We start from the raw sequence: 19,665 nt of genomic DNA, 5'->3' as shown, positions 1-19,665 counted from the left end.
AAATCACGGGGGCACTTTGGTTAATCATCGAACGGTCAAAAATAATGTGACCAAGGGTCAAACAGCCAAAAATAAACCCGGCAGTGGACAAGTGCGGATCATCGCAGGCCAATGGCGCTCGCGTCGTCTACCTATCCAAGATCTCGAAGGTTTACGCCCAACGACAGACAGGGTTCGCGAAACACTCTTTAACTGGCTGGCGAATGATTTAGTCAATGCACGTGTACTCGACTGTTTTGGCGGTAGCGGCGCTTTAGCTCTCGAAGCCTTGTCCCGCTATGCCAGTTTCGCCAAAATTATCGAGTTGCAACGCGGCGCAGCCCTGCAATTAAAAGAAAATCTGCAAACCCTTAAATGCGATAAGGCCGAAGTGCTCAATGCTGATACGTTAGTGGTACTGCAAAGGGGCTGCGAGCAAGGTTTCGATGTGGTGTTTATCGATCCACCCTTTCGTAAGGGATTGGCAGAAAAGACGATTCAACTGCTCGATACTCAAGGTTGGCTCAATGATGGTGCGCTGATTTATGTCGAAATCGAGTCTGAATTGCCGCAACTTGCTATCCCTTCTCGCTGGCACGCCTTAAAAGAAAAGAATGCAGGGCAAGTGAGCTACCGTTTATATCAATATCACTCAGAAACCACTGTTGAGCTCATCGAAGATGAAAACCATGCCCTTATTAATTAACTTAGGTAAAGCCATCACTCTGATTGCATGGTTGATGATGGCCTACAACTTAGTCATCCCCTTTGAAGGCAATGTGGCGATTACTTTAAATATCCTGTTTGCCATTACCTGCATGATGCATTGCTTCCAAGTCGCGATTTTCCACATGCTGTTTAAGACCTTGCTACCATTAACGCAACAAGATTATCTACAAGTGTTTATCTTCGGAATTTTCAGCCTGTTAGCTTATCGGCAACGAGTGATGACTCAAGCGAATTAACCGAGCACACAGACAGCAAAAAGCCCTCAATAGAGGGCTTTTTAATGGCTATCAATTAAGAAACTGAATCGCTAAACCTTATCCTTTTGGATATGGGTGTGCTACGCCTTTATGGCAGTCAACACAGGTCTTTCTCGCGTCTGGTTCTTTCTTGAAGTTATTTGAGTGCATTCTTACAGCCATTTTACTCATAGTTTCTGGCTGATTCTCGTAAATACGAGTGTGGCAATGCTGACAGTTAGCAGAATCGTTCGCACGGAAATAATTCAGCGCTTTATCCGCTTGTTCTTTACGATTTTCATCTAACCAAGCTTGAGTGTTAAAGCCATCAATTGTCATGAAACCATATAAATCTTTAGATACGATGATTTTTTTGATCAAATAATCGACTGGACCATGGGGTAAGTGACAGTCTTGACACTGAACCGTAATCCCCGCTTTGCCGCCGCCATGGGCAGAAGCCAACACTTCATCCTTCAGCGAATGATTGCTATGGCAAGACATACAGAACTCATCTGTACTGGTCGCGTGTAATGTTTGTTGAGTGGTAAAGTATCCCACAACACCCACTACAATACCGACGACCAGTAGCGCCAGGATTGAATATTTCGCGCTAGGTTTAAATAGTGCACGCCAGTTCATCACTCTATCTCCAAAATTGTCAAAATTAGTTTTTATAAGACTAGTTTATGCTCTTTCATTTATTAGAAATTTGATTTTAAGCCGAAATTTGCTGATTAAATTAACCTTAAAAGCGCAAAATGAGACTTAGCTCTAACTATTTGGACGTCATTTGGTAAAAACCGCTAGCTGAACTGTGATGCACTTTAACTAAAGCTAATGCAATCACCCGATAATCGCAAGTTACCGATTATCGCGATGAGATTTCCCCTTTGAGAATCAATCACTATTGAAATCATTTCTAGAAAATAGAAATGTGATCCAGTCGATGTTTTGTTTAATTATTGAAGTAGGCGGAGAAATAAATCATTAAAAATTAAAATTTGAATCGTATATGAAACTTTATTGGGCTAACTAAGGTCTCTAAGGGTAAGCAATCAATTTTCAGAGTTATCATGGCTAAATTTTGGATCACCATAGCAGTGTTATTTTCGCTAATCGCCCAATCGGCGATAGTGAGTGCTATGCCAACTTCAGCCAACACCAATGGCCACAGCAGTCAAACCATGCTGATGATGGATGCAGAAATGAACTGCACCATGCCAGATTGTTCTGCATCCGATTGCTTGCAACACTGCCAAGATAGTATGACAAGTCATTGTCAAACCCATTGCCTATCATCACTTTACCTTGAGCCTGCAGTGCTAGAACTGGCCTTCGCCAACCCAGCAAGCAAGCGTATTGCCATACAAGGCTGGGCGATGCAAACTGCCGACCTCGGGCTCACCACACCGCCTCCTAACTCCAATTCACTGTAACGTCTTTCGTTTTTTACAACGTAAAACCGACTAAACACCTTTGATTGCGCCGCTGCATATTCGCACCGCAACGAGGTACAGAGAATTTTTGGAGTTTATTATGAAAACCACTTTATTGAACAAAAGCTTACTAGGCCTTACTTTCGTTATCGGTGCCTTATTAAGTAGCACCACAGTTACAGCCGCCAGCTTAAATAGCACAGATGCGCTCAGTGTTATCAGTATCAATGGTGTGCCAACCACGCCCTTTAAACCCATCCAACTCTCCGCAGGGAAAGTACTGCTCGAGCTAAAATATCAGGATATATTTGATTATCGCGCCGATGATAGTGGCAACTGGGTTAAATCAGCGCCGCTTTACTTAGTGCTGGATGTGAAGGCGAGTGATAGCTACCAAATCACCCAGCCCAAAATAATGACTGAAGCTGAAGCGCGTCAATTTATTAAATATCCAACGATTCAACTCAGTATTAATGGTGACAAAGCGGGCGAATATCCACTGCAAAGCCACAGCCAACTGATGGCGAAAATGTTAGTCAGCAACCCCGCTTTCTAATTTAGACGAGTTAAATATTTAATCTGAGGCATGTGCTGAAATGTGAGTTAAATCATTACAGCATAATGCCTCTATGCTAGACTCGAGCCGTTCATCATTTGGAATACTTATGCATCACACACTCAGTCGTTATTTTTTAGTCATATTCACTCTACTCGCACTCGTCGGGCAAAGTGTCGTGTCTAATGGTCACGCCATGGTGCCACACACTATGGATATGAGTGCGATGAATCATGAGGTTTCCTCCCAAATGCACCACGCTACAATGATGCAGATGGACACGGAGAACAGTTCTGACTCACATTCAATGGCCAACACGGATTGCTGCAACGATAAAATGCTTCCCGGCGCGAAACAGCATTGCTGTGATGGCACCACATCATGTTCAAATGATTGTGGTCATTGTTTGACGATTTCAGTCGCTGGCACTCTATTCAGCCCACACCTCTGGCCAAGTGTGAGCATGAGCGATACTGCAATGGCCACTCCTATGCCTCATTTCCACTCTATCTCTTTGTCTTCGGCCTTTAAACCACCGATAGCCTAGCTCTACTTTGTGCTTATTGGGCAAATAAACCCTTAAAAAAAGCCAAACGACCAAGCTAAAACGACAATGCTGTTAGCCCTAAGCTAACGCCCTATTTAGCCGTTTATTGTGGTGCCTTATCATTAAATCGTGCACCCGAGTCTAGCAAAACGTTGATTACTGAGCCGAATGCCAAATTGTGGCATCAATTCGTCTATCGAAGCGAACCGCTTTGATCCACTGTGCTCACTGACGTTTATGCGCTCGTATTCGGCCGTTAATCCGATGGAGTGAATAATATGAAAACACTAACTAATCTCGCCTTAATCACATTCTTGCTGACCAGCACAAGCGTGTTTGCGACGGCCGCGCCGCACGCACATCAACACGACAATGCCAATCCACAGGAACAAGCACATACCCATGTTTGCCCTATGCACCCTGAAGTGACTGGCAGCAAAGAGGATACTTGCCCTCAATGTGGTATGAACTTAGAGCCAAAGGCAATAGAAGCAAAACCGGCTGAAGGTGCGGCAAAAAACGCCCACAAACACCACTAAGCTAGGCTGGAGATGAGGCATATGAATTCATTTAAAACCGTAAAAAAGCAGACCCCTAAAGCCGTACTGATCTTGAGTAGCTTACTCTTAGGTACGCCTTGGTTGAGCCATGCCCAACTGGCGAGCACACAAGAGCCCGTGGCGACCGAAGCTGCAGTAAATTCTGCAACAGCGCCTAAAAATAATTCGTTAAATCAAGTAAAAACCTACACTTGCCCTATGCATCCCGAAGTGCTCAGCCATGAGCCTGGTCGCTGCCCTAAGTGCAATATGTTTTTAGTTGAGAAACAAGATACCGCAAACTCTGCGGCCGAGCATGCACAGCATCAAGTCGCAGATCACCAAGCCTCTGAGCATGGACAAATCTTGGCAGCGAAAGCTTCGAGCCAGGTATTCGATACCCCAACACCTAAGGCCGACAGCTTAGTTAAAGCCCAAAACCACGTGACAACAATCAAGTACGTTTGCCCTATGCATGCTCACATCATCAGCGATGTGCCCGGCACTTGCCCTATCTGCGGCATGAACTTAGAAAAAGTCGAAACGGGCGGCAATACCCAAGAAATCAATATCAATGTTTCCGGCAGTATGCAGCAAGCGCTGGCACTCAAAGTCGCCAAGGTTGAACGCGACACACTGTGGAAATTTGTCGAAACCGTCGGTCAAATCGATTACGACGAAAGCCAGATCACCCATATCCATGCCCGCGTCACTGGCTGGATTGAAAAGCTCATGGTCAAATCCGTGGGGGATACCGTCAAGAAAGACCAACTGATCTACGAGATCTACTCTCCCGATTTAATTAACGCCCAAGATGACTACCTGCTCGCCATGGACACCGCCAAAGCAAACGGCCAAGGCCGCTACAAAGATTTGGTGCGCAATGCGGGTTTACGCTTATCTTTCCTCGGTTTTAACGACAGACAAATCAAACAATTAGCCGAGTCACATCAAACCCAGTATCGCGTACCTTTCTACGCCAAAGAGGATGGCATAGTTAAAGCCCTCGACGTTCGTGATGGCATGTACATTCAGCCTTCGACCGAAGTCATGTCCCTAGTGGATCTCTCTAAGGTATGGGTGATTGCCGACGTATTCGAGAATGAGCAAAGCTGGATTGCTAAAGGTCAAAAGGCCGAAATTGCCGTTCCCGCCATGAATATCAGTGGCATAGAAGGCACGATCGATTATATCTACCCTGAGCTTGATCCAGTCACTCGCAGCCTGCGTGTGCGAGTGGTGCTCAACAATACCGACGTCGATTTAAGGCCTAAAACCCTCGCGAAAGTCTCGCTATTCGGTGGCCCGAATAAAGATGTGCTCGTGATCCCGCAAGAAGCTTTAATCCAAACGGGTAAAGAAAACCGCGTGATCGTCAAACAGGCCGATGACAGCTTTACCGCTAAGGTCGTTACCGTCGGCATGATGAGCCAAGGCAAGGCCGAGATTGTCTCTGGCCTAAATGAAGGTGAACGGGTGGTGATTTCGGGGCAATTCTTACTCGACTCCGAAGCCAGCCTCAAGGGCAGTTTAATGCGTTTAAGCAGCGGTCATCAGCACTAGGAGCCCGTTATGTTGAAATATATTATCGAGGCGTCCATCAGGCAGCGATTGATGGTGCTGATTATCGCCATCATGATCACTGTTTGGGGCGTACAGGAGCTGCGCAAAACGCCGCTTGATGCGCTGCCGGATTTATCCGACGTACAAGTGATCATTAAAACCCCTTACCCGGGTCAAGCGCCAAAATTGGTTGAAGAACAAGTGACTTATCCCTTGTCGACCGCCATGTTAGCCGTACCTGGCGCCAAAACCGTACGTGGTTATTCCATGTTCGGCGACTCCTATGTCTATGTGATTTTTGAAGATGGCACCGACATTTACTGGGCCCGCTCGCGGGTGTTGGAATACTTAAGTCAAATCAGCAGCCGTTTGCCCCTAGGTGTACAACCCTCACTCGGCCCCGATGCCTCTGGTGTCGGTTGGGTGTATGAATATGCGCTGGTCGATCGCTCTGGCAATTTAGATTTATCGCAACTCAAAAGTCTGCAGGATTGGTATCTTAAGTTAGAACTGCAAAGCGTGGCGGGCGTGTCTGAAGTTGCCACTGTCGGCGGCATGGAGCAAACCTATCAGATAGTGCTTGAGCCCGATAAAATGGCGATCTATAAACTGGATATCGCCAGCATTAAACAAGCGATCGATAAAGCTAATAGCGAAGCCGGCGGCTCAGTAATTGAAATGGCCGAAGCCGAATACATGGTGCGTGCTAAGGGCTATCGCCAAACTCTGGAGGATTTTCGTGAAATCCCCCTTGGCATCACTAGCCCTTCGGGAACAGGTTTATTACTCAAAGATGTCGCCACTGTACGCAAAGGCCCAGCATCACGCCGCGGCATAGCCGAACTCGATGGAGAGGGTGAAGTCGTTGGCGGTATTGTGGTGATGCGTTACGGCGAAAACGCCCTAGCGACGATTGATGCGGTAAAAGCAAAACTCGAAGAACTTAAAGCTGGGCTCCCCTATGGCGTTGAGATTATCCCAACCTATGACAGATCCCACTTGATTCTTAAGTCCGTCGACAACTTGTTTAGCAAGGTCGTCGAAGAAATGCTGGTCGTCGGCTTAGTCTGTCTGCTGTTTTTGCTGCATGCGCGCTCCACACTCGTGGCCGTGATAACCCTGCCGCTATCCATCCTTATCGCTTTTATCGTGATGAATAAGATGGGTGTGAACGCCAATATCATGAGCCTTGGCGGCATCGCCATTGCTATCGGCGCCGTGGTGGATGGCGCGATTGTGATGATCGAAAACCTGCACAAGCATTTAGAACATTTCAAAGCTGAACATGATCGCGAGCCCGATACTAAGGAGCATTGGCGCATCGTCACCGAAGCGTCGATTGAAGTCGGCCCTGCGTTATTTTTCTCATTGATTATTATCACCTTAAGCTTTGTGCCTGTGTTCGCACTCGAAGCACAGGAAGGTCGATTATTCGCGCCACTGGCCTACACTAAAACCTTCGCCATGGCAGCGGCGGCCTTGTTATCGATCACCTTAGTGCCGATTTTGATGGGTTACTTTATTCGCGGCAAAATTCCCAGCGAACGCAGCAATCCCCTCAGTCGCTTCTTGATCGCGCTTTACCAACCTTCGCTCAAACTGGTGCTTAAATTTCCTAAAGTCACCCTGATGTTAGCGTTAGTCGCGCTGGCCAGTGCTTGGTATCCCATGACCCGCATGGGCAGTGAGTTTATGCCCGCCCTTGAAGAAGGCGATTTACTCTACATGCCAACGGCATTACCCGGTATCAGTGCCAGTAAGGCCGCCGAAGTCTTGCAGCAAACCGACCGCTTGATTAAAACCGTGCCCGAAGTGGCCCGCGTGTTTGGCAAGGTAGGCCGCGCAGAAACCGCGACCGATCCCGCGCCGCTGACCATGCTTGAAACCACTATCATGCTCAAACCCCATGACGAATGGCGTGAAGGCATGACCCTAGATGGCATCATTGCCCAACTACAGCAAACCGTCAAAGTACCAGGACTCACCAATGCTTGGGTACAACCCATCAAAACCCGTATCGACATGCTCTCGACGGGAATAAAAACCCCCGTCGGCATTAAGATCACTGGTGCCGATGTCAACGAGCTGCAAAGCATAGGAGCTAAGATAGAAGCCATCCTCAGCAAAGTGCCGCACACAAAATCAGCCTATGCTGAACGCAGTGGTGGCGGGCGTTATATCGATATCACCCCAAAACTTGATGTCGCCGCACGTTACGGTATGTCACTGCAAGATATTCAAGATGTCGTGCGTTACGCCATTGGCGGTATGGATATTGGCGAGTCAGTACAAGGGGCTGAGCGCTATCCCATCAACCTACGTTATCCCCGTGAGCTACGCGATAATATCGAAAAGCTGCGCGAACTCCCTGTGATCACTAAATCGGGAAATTATCTACCACTGCGAAATTTAGCGGATATAGAAATCACCGATGGCGCACCTATGCTCACCAGTGAAAACGGTCGCTTAATCTCTTGGGTGTTTATCGATATTGAAGGCACGTCTATCGGCGAATATATTACGACCGCCAAGCAAGCTTTAAATGCCGAACTCAAGGTGCCCCCGCGCTACAGCTACACTTTTGCAGGGCAGTACGAATATATGCAGCGGGTAGATGCAAAACTTAAGCAAGTGATCCCTATGGCATTAGCCGTCATCTTCATCTTGCTGATGATGACCTTTGGCTCCACCATTCAGGCCAGTATTATCATGCTCAGCCTCCCCTTCGCGTTGGTCGGCAGCACTTGGCTGTTATACCTACTGGATTACAACATCTCAGTGGCAGTCGCCGTCGGTATGATTGCCTTAGCGGGTGTCGCAGCCGAGTTTGGGGTAGTAATGCTGGTGTATCTCAATAACGCCATCAAGCACAGACAGGAGAAAGATAATTACCACAGCGTCAGTGACTTAAAAGAAGCGTTAATGGAAGGTGCCGTTATGCGGATCCGCCCCAAAGCCATGACAGTAGCGACCATCTTCTTCGGCCTACTCCCCATTATGTGGGGTGCAGGATCGGGTAACGATGTGATGCAGAAAATTGCCGCACCTATGGTCGGCGGCATGGTTACTGCCCCATTATTGTCACTGTTTGTACTACCCGCACTTTATCTACTGATTTACTCGCGTAAATTAAAGAAAGACGCGGCGTAATTGAGTGTACGGCGCTAGAACACCGATAAAAATCCCCTCAAACCATTAAAGTTTGAGGGGATTTTCTCATTCAATCAGATTAAAAATCTAATTTTACAACAGTGCCATATACCACTCTGGGTAAAATAAGCCTCTAAGTTTATAGCGCTTATGTGTACCATTGACTCAGTGCCACACAGAATTGACTCAATTCACTGCCGTAGGAAGGATCCCATCACATGACCAAGTCATTTTGTTTAACCATCAGCCGGATATGGCCGCAAGCACTTTCCCTTAAAACCCCTTCACGTGCGTTACTTGCTGCATTCGGTTTATGCGCTGCGCTCATCATTACAGCACCCGCCTTTGCCGCACCCGCAACCGGTGAATTCGTTGCCGACAAACGCTGTGAGCTATTTCAATCGAAAAATAAGCAGACGAATCCAGACCAATGGCAGAGCAATATTGGTGAGCGCTACCCTGTACTTGAAATCCTCGGCAATAGCGCTAAACCTGATTGGCTAAGAGTGCGCACCAATGCGGTGAAGTCTCCCATGCGTTGGATCAGCGGTGATTGTGGTCAATATCTATCTAATGTTGCTGGCAGTAATTTATCAACACCTGCAACGGCGGCGGAACCGGCGCAAACAACCACGGCATCGGACATCAAAGCAAAAAGCCGAGATAGCCTTAAAGAGCATGGTACCCCAGAGAAACGCCAAGGGAATCAATGTCAAATCGGTGGCGAATTCGATGCTAACGTGCTCGCATTAAGCTGGCAAAGCACCTTTTGTGAACTCTATGGCCGCCGTAAAGCCGAATGCCGCGCCCTCAGCCAAACGCCAGAATCGAGCCAATGGCAACACTTCAGCCTGCACGGGCTGTGGCCGAATAAACAACAATGCGGCACACGATATGGTTATTGCAGCACAGTCAAACTGCAGCCGAATGATTTCTGTACTTATCCTGAGTTTGAACTGAATCCATCGGTGCGCAAAAATTTAGAAGAAGTCATGCCAAGCGCCCAATATGGCACCTGTTTAGAACGCCACGAATGGTGGAAACACGGCACTTGCCGTAGCCAAGACCCTAACGAGTACTTTTTATTGGCAACCCAACTGACCCAAGCGGTCAATGCCTCGGCATGGGTACAAAAATTTATGCATGACAACATAGGTAAGAGTGTCAGTAAAAGTGAGTTAAACCAAAGTTTTGATGGCAGCTTCGGTCAAGGCGCTCACACTAAAATGAGTCTAGAATGTGGCAAGGGATTACTAAGTGAAATCCGCATTAACTTGCCCGAAGTCATTAAAACTTCTGACTCCTTACCTAGCCTACTCGCCAAAGCCAATAAGGCCTCAAAAGGCTCCTGCCCTGAAACAATCATGATTGATAACGCTAATTAAACAAATGGTTAGACAAATAAAAACGGCGATTTAGCGTCGCCGTTTTTAACCTTAATGACAGTCCTTAATATGCCAGTCACATCTGATTAAGCTTGATCACCGCAAAGGTAGCGCCTTGGGCGTCAGCAATGACAGAAAATCGTCCCACATCAGGGATATCACTAGGCGGAATGCACACTTGCGCGCCTAAGCTTTGGGCTTTCTCAGCAAACGCATCGCAATCCGCCACCACAAAATAGAGCAACCAGTGGGGAGAAATATCGCCCCATTCAGGCATTATCGTCATCATGCCGCCGATGGATTGACCATCAAGCTGCCATTCTGAGTATTCAATGTCAGGCATGTCACTTGGCATGTTGGTCCAAGGGAAGATTTTGCAGTAAAAGGCTTCTTCAGTACGCGGCTCTTTGCAAGCCAGCTCAACCCAGCAAAGGGTATTGAGTTCACCCTGACGGCGAGCACCTATGTGGTTCTTTGCTTGCCATAAGGCAAAGCGTGCGCCTTCAGGATCGCTCACCTGCGCCATCACGCCCGCATCACCCACAATATGCGGCCCCATGTGCACTTGGCCGCCCGCCGCTTGAATCGCTGCAATGCTGGCATCGATATCATCGACGGCAAAGTAGATACGCCAGTGGCTGGGGATATGTGCTTCTGACTCAGGGATTTGATACATGGCGCCTAAGTCATCTCCCGCTAAATTAAATAGCGAAAAGTGACCTTCAGGGATCGGCATTTCGACCGAGTTCCAACCAAATAACGCTTGGTAAAATGCTGTAGCTCCCTGCCAATCATGGCTTGCAAGTTCAACCCAACATGCATGTCCTTGTGCGTACTGAGTCATTTTCATTATCGGCTCCTTTGTTTTAACAATCATTCGAGTTAAGCCTGAGTTTGTATTTCTGTCCAGTATTCAGGTTAAAAAGATCTGTAAGACAAAACTCAACCGCTAAAGACAAAAAAGCCCTCACATGGAGGGCTTAAATCATCACAACAAATTAGGAATATTGCGGCAGTAAATTTGCCATCGCGAGCAGATGACATGCACCCGTGACTATGCCAAATAACACCACAAGAATAATCAGCGGTGTACCGCCTATCACTCTAAAACCTGTGCTATCGGGGAACAACTGCCGCGATTTATAGGCCATCAGCGCCGGGACGATTACCGCCCACACTGTCGCCGCTAATGCCGCAAAGCCAATCGCTACTAAGAAGCCATCGGGAAACAGTAATCCTAAAATCGTTGGCGGCACAAAGGTCACTAACGCGGTTTTCATTCGGCCAGAGCGTGAATCATCAAAACCAAATAAATCGGCAAGATAATCGAACAGACCTAAGGTCACCCCTAAGAAAGATGAAGCCACGGCTAAGTTAGCAAACAGGGTCAACATACTGTTTAACCAGCTACTCGCCATCACCTCAGACAAAGCGCCCACCAACACTCCCATATTGCCACCTTGAGCAATAATGTCGATAAACTGGCTGCGGGGAATATTACCCATAGTCGCCACTAACCAACAGGCATAAATCACCAGCGCGATAAAGGTGCCGACGAAAATCGCCTTGATAATGGTGGAAGAATCTTTGCCGTAATACTTCACTAAGCTGGGGACGTTACCATGGTAACCAAAGCTAGCGAGACCAAAGGGCAGCGCCGCCCACAGATAAGGTGAAAAGCTGTTATTACCATCGGGTTCGAGCAACTTAGTCACATCAATTTCGATCAATAAATTTCCGATCGCGAGGAAGAAGGTAATGATCATACCGCCGAGCATAATCGTGGTAATCCGATCCACGGCTTTAGTACTGATCAACACTATGCTCGCCAATACTATGGCGAACACTAGCCCTGCCACGCTTTGCGGTAACTCAATTCCCATGCCCTGCAAGCTGTGATTCACAATCGAACCACCGCCGCTGATATAGGCATAAGTCAAAATATACAACACGAAAGCGATAGAAACGCCGTTCACTATCCGCCAAAACTGCCCAAGAGTTTGCTTGCTTAAGGTATCGAAGCTAGCACCAGGTTCGAAATGTAAATTGGTTTCGAGCAACAATAAGCCCGACATCAACATGCAAAACCAAATACCCAATAACATTAAAATCGAATAGCCAAACCACATACCTGCACCGACCACGGGCAGAGAAAACATCCCAGCACCTACGGTCGTGCCAGCAATAATCATGGCACCACCAAGCAAGGACTTACCTGCGGGCTTATGCTTAGCCGCATTCATATGATTTGCCATTAAACTGTGTGCTCCGCGGTGACACTCGCCACTATCGTTTGTCTCACTGACGGACGTAATAAGCTATTGGCCTGATCTCGTATGCGATTGATATTGGACTTATCTTCACTATCCGCCAGATATCCCAATTCTTTGAGCTTCACGCTCAAAGTACCGTAGAGTTTTTTATCGTAGAACTCAGGCGCGGTAATACCATGTAAAGCCCCTAAACGCTGGGCGAGTAAATGGCTCTCAGACTCAAGTTCTGAGCGCTCCATCTTAGGTCTGTTCGCTAACAGATTGAAAATAATAGCGTAGCGTTGCAGAGTCTCACTCACTGAACTGGCTAACAACAATAATTGGCTTGAGTGCTCAGGCACGACAGCTAAAGTATCAGTCTCAACCACTAAACCTTGCCCAATCAGGAAATCCAACACTTGCTCAACATAGGCTGGTAAGTCTTTAATTCCCATGAAGAGTTCGGCTTTCAGCAGTGGATAAAAATCGGCAACGATTGAAACGACTTGCTGGCGCAGGATCTGTTCATTATGGGTTAAACAACTCGCAATTAATGACGGTACGATAAATAAGTGAATGATATTGTTACGATAGTAAGTCATAGACACTGCCTGACTCGCTTCGATAGACACTATTTCCCCTAAAGGATCGGCACTAACAACAAACTTGTTCAGCTCTAAACCTTGCTGCACTAAATGCTTACCATCACCTTCGGCAACAGATGTATAAGAAGTGTAAGGCACTTTTTTGAGTAGGGTCAGATACAAATCAAGCTGACGCTCCAGCAGACTACGTTCTAAGGCGTTTTGATCTGTCGCCAGCAAAACTAAGCTAGTCAAAGTCACCGAACTCGCGGCTGCGGCATCATTGATACGCGTCATCACCCGATTAGCCAGCACGTTTACCGCTGGCGTTAACCAACTTGGTTTCTGTTCGGGATCATCGGCCAACTCAGCACGCCAGTTTGGCGCACGCTCATTTAAGAAATTTTGCAGGGTAATAGGCTCGCCAAAATTCACGTAACCTTGGCCAAAATTACCTAATTTGCGAATGGCACCGAACACCTGCCACACAGATTCTTTTTTCTTTTTCTTACCGCTTAACTCTTTATGGTAAGTCGCCACTTCCATCACATGGTCATAGCCTAAATACACAGGCACAAGTGTGACAGGACGTTCAATACCGCGCAGTACGCTGTTCATCGTCATGGCGATCATGCCAGTTTTCGGCGCCAACAGACGGCCAGTACGTGAACGGCCACCTTCGGAGAAGTATTCCACCGAATAACCTTTAGCAAACAGCTGGTCTAAATACTCACGAAATACTGCGGTGTACAGCTTGTTGCCATTAAAACTACGGCGGATAAAGAAGGCACCACCGCGACGGAACATAGGTCCCGCGGGCCAAAAATTGAGGTTAATGCCGGCAGCAATGTGCGGCGGAACCATGCCTTGATAATACAAAATATACGATAACAGCAGGTAATCCATGTGGCTGCGATGGCAAGGCACATAAACAATTTCGTGGCCATCGTGGTGCAGCTGGCGAACTTGCTCGGCGCCTTTAATGTTGATCCCGCTGTAAAGCTTGTTCCACAGCCAAGTTAAGAAACGCTCGGCAATACGCACTAAACTGTCTGAGTAATCAGCAGCGATTTCATCGAGATACTCAATGGCCGTCTCGCGCGCTTGGGTCTCAGAAATCTTTTTACTGGCGGCTTCTTCTTGAATCGCTTTGCGCAGCGACTCAGATTTGAGTAACGAATGAAACAGTGCTTGGCGGTTTGGCAGCACAGGCCCTGTCATTACCTTACGTTGACGACGGAAATGCACGCGTGCAACCCGTGCTAACTTATGGGCAATCCCCATGTCGGTGCCATGTTCGTCAGCCATGTAACGCAGGGATACGGCATTCGAAAACTGCACGAAGTTATGTCGACCTAAGAACAGAATCATCAAGCACTTGCGTAGCCAAGTCGGGTTTTCCCGCTCAAATACGGCCGCCTTCATAGTGTCGTCTTCTTTCCCTGGCGTGCGACCCCAATACAAACTCACGGGCACCAGTTGAATATCCAATTCAGGACGTTCCTTATGCACGGCTAACAAACGCATAAAGCATTCGAGGAAAGGCTCATTACCAGCACGTTCGCCAAACAGTGGCTTACGCCCTTGAAGACAGACAACCCGAGGCGCAGTCACACCATTAGCCACTAGAGGCTCATAAGGGCTTGGTAAACCTAACTTAGCCGTTATTTCGCTCAAAGCAGCTATGTCACTAAGGGATTCTGTTTTCATCACATAAACAAGGGGTCTGGAAGCATCCAGATTCAGATCGGCAAAGGGATCCTGAGGCACCACAATAGTGTGCACTAAGTGTTTTTGGATCCAACGTAATGATTTCAACCAAAGAGAGTCGTGTTTAGGCATTATTCTTATGCAATTAAGTGCGTTTACTAGCCCGATAGAATACCAGACTATGGGCAATATTCGCTAATTCTCTCCAAAATAGCTAAAAAGTGGTTAATACTTGCGCTGCAAATAATACTGTATATACTAACAGTAACTGTATAGAAAAACAGGAAACACCATGAGACCTTTGACGCCACGCCAAGCTGAAATTTTAGAGCTAATTAAACGAAATATTGCCGATACTGGCATGCCACCCACTCGGGCAGAAATCGCAACCCGTTTAGGTTTTAAGAGCGCCAATGCGGCTGAAGAACATCTTAAAGCGTTGGCAAAAAAGGGCTGCATTGAGATCATGCCAGGCACATCTCGAGGCATTCGTCTACCTGCGGAAATCGAAGATTTGACTGAAACAGGTTTACCGCTCATCGGCCAAGTGGCCGCGGGTGAACCTATCCTCGCCCAAGAACATGTTGAACAGTACTACCAAGTCGACCCAAGCATGTTTCATCCCGCCGCCGATTTTTTACTGCGAGTAAAGGGCGACAGCATGAAAAATATCGGTATTCTCGAAGGTGATTTGCTGGCAGTTCATAAAGTAGAACAAGCTAGAAATGGTCAAGTGGTTGTCGCTAGAGTCGATGACGATGTCACTGTTAAACGTTTCGAAAAAAAAGGTAATGTAGTCTATCTACATGCCGAAAATGAAGATTACTCCCCGATTAAAGTGGATTTAGGCTTCCAAAGTTTAACAATTGAAGGACTCGCCGTCGGTGTGATCCGTAATGGAGATTGGCTATGAATAAACTACTTGGCAATGCCCCCCGCCATCCGGGCCTGTGGCTCGATGAAGTCCGTGATGCTGACTATGACTGGCACCATGCGCCCATCGCCTGCATGCCAACTAAGACTCAAGGTCGCCAAGAATTAATTCATCTGAGTGCACAACTCGCTCAGTTAAGCCAACAGGGCCGTTGGTTAGTGCTCATCAACCCTCCAAGTATTGGCTACAAGCAAATGCTCGCCAGCGCAGGTGTGCGTATGGATAGAGTTTTGCTGGTACATGCTAAAGATGAAGTCGAAACCCTGTGGGCGATGGAGAAAGCCCTGACAAGTGGTACGTCCAGTGCAGTCATTACTTGGACTCAATCATTGGATGCGCGGGATAATCGACGCCTACAAATCGTGGCTAAAAGTGCCCGAGCTATGGGCATAGTGCTTGAAGACGTAAACAGTCACTTACATGCCGACGTACGCATTGAGCAAGGCAATCTCTTCGGTCAGCAATCTTTTTTTAGCTCTGTACACTAAATATTCATTTAATTTTTTACCTTGAAAGCCGCCTCACCTATGAATGTGAGGCTTTTTTTTGGCAATTTTTCAGATAATTAGATAAATAAGTGATCTTGATCAATATTTAAACAGCAAGTATGGTTGGTTAAGTCGGTGATGATATATCACCTTCCGTGGTCAATAAGTCGGTGATGATATATCACCTTCCGTGGTCAATGAATCGAGTATTTATCGAACTCGAAGCGCCACTAAAAATAGAGAACAGATTTATTTCAGCAGTATGTGCCAGCGTGGCTAATTACCAGCAGTAACAATACTTGATTAAAAGTAACAGCCGCCAACGCACGTTGAAGTCAAAAAAGCTTTTTTGGGAACTGAAGAGTTTGCATAGAGTTGAGACTTACTGTGTTGCTCTTCTTTGTAGTTGCTATTCGCAATTGGCAGAGGAGAAGTCTTGTGAAGCAATTGTTGTATTGTTTACTCGTGGTGCTTTTCGCACCACCGTTGACCGCCGCGGACATGCGGTTCAACATGACCCCTGGCGTGACCGAGATCAGTGGCAAGGTTTATCACTTGCACATGACCATTTTGTATATCTGCTGCGCAATAGGCCTAGTGGTCTTTGGCGTCATGATTTACGCCATGATCAACCACAGAAAATCCAAAGGCGCTGTCGCGTCCCACTTTCACGAAAGCACTAAAGTTGAAATCGCTTGGACGATTCTGCCATTTATCATTTTGATCTTAATGGCGATTCCAGCGACAAAAACTTTAATCGCAATGGAAGATCCCAGCAACGCCGATCTCACCGTAAAAGTTACGGGGTCCCAATGGAAATGGCATTACAGCTATTTCGATCAAGATATTGATTTTTATAGCATACTGACAACACCCAGAGCACAAATCGAAGGCACCGAAACCAAGGGTGAAAACTATCTATTGGAAGTCGATAAACCGCTCGTTCTACCAATAAACCGCAAAATCCGCTTTCTGATGACTTCAGAGGATGTCATCCATTCTTGGTGGGTACCCGCCTTTGCCATTAAGAAAGATGCCAATCCAGGATTTATCAATGAGGCCTGGACTCGCATCGACAAACCCGGCATTTACCGTGGTCAATGCGCCGAGCTCTGCGGTAAAGACCATGGTTTTATGCCTATCGTAGTACAAGCGTTACCCGAAGCCGAGTTTGAGGCTTGGGTCACAGAGCAGAAACAAGCCGCAGGTGCTGCGGCTGAAGCCGCTCAAGCCGCTTTATCACAAACCCTAAGTAAAGAAGAGTTGATGACTCAAGGTGAACAAGTTTACCTCGGGCACTGCGCAGCCTGCCACCAGCCCAATGGCGAAGGGTTGCAAGGCGTATTTCCGCACCTTAAAGGTAGCCCGATTGCAACGGGACCGCTCAGCGGCCACCTTGAAATTGTGCTCAACGGTAAAACGGGTACAGCCATGCAAGCGTTTAGTAAGCAATTGACTGCACAAGAAATCGCGGCAGTGACTACCTACGAGCGTAATGCTTGGGGCAATAATACTGGCGATGCAGTGCAAGCCAAAGACGTCAACGAGTACATGAACGGCAATTCTGCACAAACATCCGCCGCGGTACCAAGCAGTACAACTCCGACACCCGCACCTGCAGACGTCTCAGCTGCAATCGATCCCGCAAGCCTCCCCACACTCAGCCATGACGCCCTCATGGCCGAAGGTCAAACTGTCTACGCGACCTTCTGTGCTGCCTGCCATCAAGTGACAGGTGCAGGAATACCACCCGCCTTCCCCGCGCTAGTGGGTAGTGCTATCGCCATTGGACCAGTCGCCAATCACATCGATATTGTGATGCACGGCAAAACGGGCACGGCTATGCAGGCATTTGGCAAACAGCTTAGCCCACAGCAACTTGCAGCAGTCATTACCTATGAACGCAATGCTTGGGGTAACAATACCGGCGATACAGTGCAACCTGCTGATATCGCAAGTCATGGACAGTAGGGGATAATGATGAGCACTACGACTCAAGATCAAACCGCAGCCCATGATGACCATCATCATGGTGCGCCAAAGGGCATCATGCGCTGGCTGCTAACCACCAACCATAAAGACATAGGTACTTTGTATTTATGGTTCAGCTTTATTATGTTCTTAACCGGTGGCGCTATGGCCATGGTGATCCGCGCTGAACTCTTTCAACCTGGATTACAATTGGTCGAGCCCAACTTTTTCAACCAAATGACAACTGTTCATGGGCTGATCATGGTATTCGGTGCGGTAATGCCAGCCTTTACAGGGCTCGCTAACTGGCTGATCCCTATGATGATAGGAGCGCCCGATATGGCGCTGCCACGGATGAATAACTGGAGTTTTTGGATACTCCCCTTCGCCTTCACTATCCTTCTCAGTTCGCTATTTATGGAAGGTGGCGGACCTAACTTTGGTTGGACCTTCTACGCACCACTATCAACAACTTATAGCCCAGATAGCACGGCGCTCTTTGTATTTTCTATTCACATCATGGGGATAAGTTCGATCATGGGCGCAATCAACGTGATTGTGACCATAGTGAATTTACGCGCGCCAGGCATGACATGGATGAAGTTACCATTGTTTGTGTGGACTTGGCTTATCACGGCATTCCTACTGATCGCGGTTATGCCCGTACTCGCTGGCGCAGTGACTATGGTGCTGACCGATAAGTTTTTCGGCACGAGTTTCTTCGATGCGGCTGGCGGCGGCGATCCTGTGATGTTCCAGCATATTTTCTGGTTCTTCGGCCACCCTGAAGTCTACATCATGATCTTGCCGTCCTTTGGCATCATCTCTGCCATAGTTCCAGCCTTCAGTCGTAAACCCTTATTTGGCTATGCATCCATGGTTTATGCTACCGCTAGTATTGCAATTCTGTCGTTCCTCGTATGGGCGCACCATATGTTCACCACAGGTATGCCAGTGTTTGCCGAGCTGTTCTTCATGTATTGCACTATGTTGATTGCTGTGCCAACTGGGGTGAAAGTGTTTAACTGGGTTGCCACTATGTGGCGCGGCTCACTCAGTTTCGAAACGCCCATGCTGTTTGCTGTAGCCTTTATCATACTCTTCACTATTGGCGGTTTTTCGGGATTAATGCTCGCCATTACACCCGCCGACTTCCAGTACCACGATACTTATTTTGTTGTGGCACATTTCCATTATGTGCTCGTGACTGGTGCGATTTTCTCCATCATGGCAGCGGCCTATTACTGGCTACCTAAGTGGACGGGACACATGTACAACGAACGACTGGGACAATGGCATTTCTGGTGCTCGGTGATTTCAGTCAATGTGCTATTTTTCCCGATGCATTTCCTTGGGCTGGCAGGAATGCCAAGGCGTATCCCTGACTACTCGATTCAATTTGCCGATGTTAATCAAATCGTCTCGATTGGTGGGTTCGCCTTCGGCTTATCGCAATTGATTTTCTTAGTATTAGTAATTAAGTGCATCCGTGGCGGCGAAAAAGCTCCCGCTAAACCTTGGGAAGGTTCCGAGGGTTTAGAGTGGACATTGCCAAGCCCTGCGCCTTACCACTCCTTCACGACACCACCTGAGGTGAAATGAA

Annotated in this window: 17 protein-coding genes; 13 read left to right on the top strand and 4 right to left on the bottom strand. The window is 47.4% G+C overall.

Features of this window, described 5'->3' with window-relative positions; genetic code table 11:
• Positions 1 to 16: 16 nt before the first annotated feature.
• Both rsmD and L5L77_RS16205 read left to right on the top strand, forming a co-directional pair.
• Complete coding sequence (gene rsmD / locus L5L77_RS16210; protein WP_131524803.1) at positions 17 to 685, top strand: 16S rRNA (guanine(966)-N(2))-methyltransferase RsmD; 669 nt, start codon at positions 17 to 19, stop codon at positions 683 to 685.
• Positions 660 to 944 (top strand): DUF1145 domain-containing protein, encoded by a 285-nt coding sequence (locus L5L77_RS16205; RefSeq protein WP_173248200.1) that lies wholly within the window; start codon positions 660 to 662, stop codon positions 942 to 944. The genes rsmD and L5L77_RS16205 overlap by 26 nt, the downstream gene beginning before the upstream one ends.
• A gap of 78 nt (positions 945 to 1,022) precedes the next feature.
• Here L5L77_RS16205 and L5L77_RS16200 read toward each other — a convergent pair whose 3' ends face one another.
• Positions 1,023 to 1,586: a NapC/NirT family cytochrome c gene (locus L5L77_RS16200; RefSeq protein ID WP_105250630.1), complete on the bottom strand. Its 564-nt coding sequence runs from the start codon at positions 1,584 to 1,586 to the stop codon at positions 1,023 to 1,025.
• A gap of 434 nt (positions 1,587 to 2,020) precedes the next feature.
• On the opposite strand from L5L77_RS16200, the gene L5L77_RS16195 reads away from it, so the two are divergent.
• The 7 genes from L5L77_RS16195 (at position 2,021) to L5L77_RS16165 (ending at position 10,123) form a co-directional block, all read left to right on the top strand.
• Positions 2,021 to 2,383: a hypothetical protein gene (locus tag L5L77_RS16195; RefSeq protein WP_198572390.1), complete on the top strand. Its 363-nt coding sequence runs from the start codon at positions 2,021 to 2,023 to the stop codon at positions 2,381 to 2,383.
• Positions 2,384 to 2,483: 100 nt separating this feature from the next.
• Entirely contained in the window at positions 2,484 to 2,939 is a 456-nt protein-coding gene (locus L5L77_RS16190) for a DUF2057 family protein (protein WP_198572391.1), read from the top strand.
• A gap of 109 nt (positions 2,940 to 3,048) precedes the next feature.
• Positions 3,049 to 3,486, top strand: coding sequence for a hypothetical protein (locus L5L77_RS16185; protein WP_263168558.1), 438 nt, complete (start codon positions 3,049 to 3,051; stop codon positions 3,484 to 3,486).
• A 278-nt stretch (positions 3,487 to 3,764) separates the two neighbouring features.
• Positions 3,765 to 4,025, top strand: a complete 261-nt coding sequence (locus L5L77_RS16180) for a heavy metal-binding domain-containing protein (RefSeq protein WP_198572393.1) — start codon at positions 3,765 to 3,767, stop codon at positions 4,023 to 4,025.
• Between the two features lie 21 nt (positions 4,026 to 4,046).
• Positions 4,047 to 5,588 (top strand): efflux RND transporter periplasmic adaptor subunit, encoded by a 1,542-nt coding sequence (locus L5L77_RS16175; protein WP_263223117.1) that lies wholly within the window; start codon positions 4,047 to 4,049, stop codon positions 5,586 to 5,588.
• Positions 5,589 to 5,597: 9 nt separating this feature from the next.
• A complete protein-coding gene (locus tag L5L77_RS16170; RefSeq protein ID WP_263185121.1) occupies positions 5,598 to 8,738 on the top strand; it encodes an efflux RND transporter permease subunit in 3,141 nt (1,046 codons plus the stop codon).
• A 218-nt stretch (positions 8,739 to 8,956) separates the two neighbouring features.
• Complete coding sequence (locus tag L5L77_RS16165; protein WP_263223115.1) at positions 8,957 to 10,123, top strand: ribonuclease T2; 1,167 nt, start codon at positions 8,957 to 8,959, stop codon at positions 10,121 to 10,123.
• A gap of 76 nt (positions 10,124 to 10,199) precedes the next feature.
• Here the strand turns inward: L5L77_RS16165 and L5L77_RS16160 are convergent, their stop codons facing one another.
• The 3 genes from L5L77_RS16160 to plsB form a co-directional block, all read right to left on the bottom strand.
• The gene (locus L5L77_RS16160) at positions 10,200 to 10,973 is read right to left on the bottom strand and encodes a VOC family protein (RefSeq protein WP_113940260.1); all 774 of its coding nucleotides are present in this window, start codon (positions 10,971 to 10,973) and stop codon (positions 10,200 to 10,202) included.
• Positions 10,974 to 11,121: 148 nt separating this feature from the next.
• Complete coding sequence (gene mtr / locus L5L77_RS16155; protein WP_173497974.1) at positions 11,122 to 12,378, bottom strand: tryptophan permease; 1,257 nt, start codon at positions 12,376 to 12,378, stop codon at positions 11,122 to 11,124.
• Positions 12,378 to 14,801, bottom strand: a complete 2,424-nt coding sequence (gene plsB, locus L5L77_RS16150; RefSeq protein WP_105250638.1) for a glycerol-3-phosphate 1-O-acyltransferase PlsB — start codon at positions 14,799 to 14,801, stop codon at positions 12,378 to 12,380. Before plsB ends, mtr begins: the two co-directional genes overlap by 1 nt.
• A gap of 160 nt (positions 14,802 to 14,961) precedes the next feature.
• Here plsB and lexA point away from each other — a divergent pair, with 160 nt between their 5' ends.
• The 4 genes from lexA to ctaD all read left to right on the top strand — a co-directional run bounded on the left by lexA (position 14,962) and on the right by ctaD (position 19,664).
• The gene (gene lexA, locus L5L77_RS16145; RefSeq protein WP_105250639.1) at positions 14,962 to 15,582 is read left to right on the top strand and encodes a transcriptional repressor LexA; all 621 of its coding nucleotides are present in this window, start codon (positions 14,962 to 14,964) and stop codon (positions 15,580 to 15,582) included.
• Positions 15,579 to 16,091 (top strand): cell division inhibitor SulA, encoded by a 513-nt coding sequence (locus tag L5L77_RS16140; protein ID WP_105250640.1) that lies wholly within the window; start codon positions 15,579 to 15,581, stop codon positions 16,089 to 16,091. Before lexA ends, L5L77_RS16140 begins: the two co-directional genes overlap by 4 nt.
• Before the next feature lie 438 nt (positions 16,092 to 16,529).
• Positions 16,530 to 18,062, top strand: coding sequence for a cytochrome c oxidase subunit II (gene coxB / locus L5L77_RS16135; protein WP_173497973.1), 1,533 nt, complete (start codon positions 16,530 to 16,532; stop codon positions 18,060 to 18,062).
• Between the two features lie 9 nt (positions 18,063 to 18,071).
• Complete coding sequence (ctaD, locus tag L5L77_RS16130) at positions 18,072 to 19,664, top strand: cytochrome c oxidase subunit I (protein WP_105250642.1); 1,593 nt, start codon at positions 18,072 to 18,074, stop codon at positions 19,662 to 19,664.
• Position 19,665: the final 1 nt, after the last annotated feature.

The sequence above is a fragment of the Shewanella sp. SM29 genome (genome assembly GCF_025654245.1).
In the GTDB taxonomy this organism is placed as follows: Bacteria; Pseudomonadota; Gammaproteobacteria; order Enterobacterales; family Shewanellaceae; genus Shewanella; species Shewanella oncorhynchi.
This window is presented reverse-complemented; position numbering and strand designations above follow the sequence as displayed.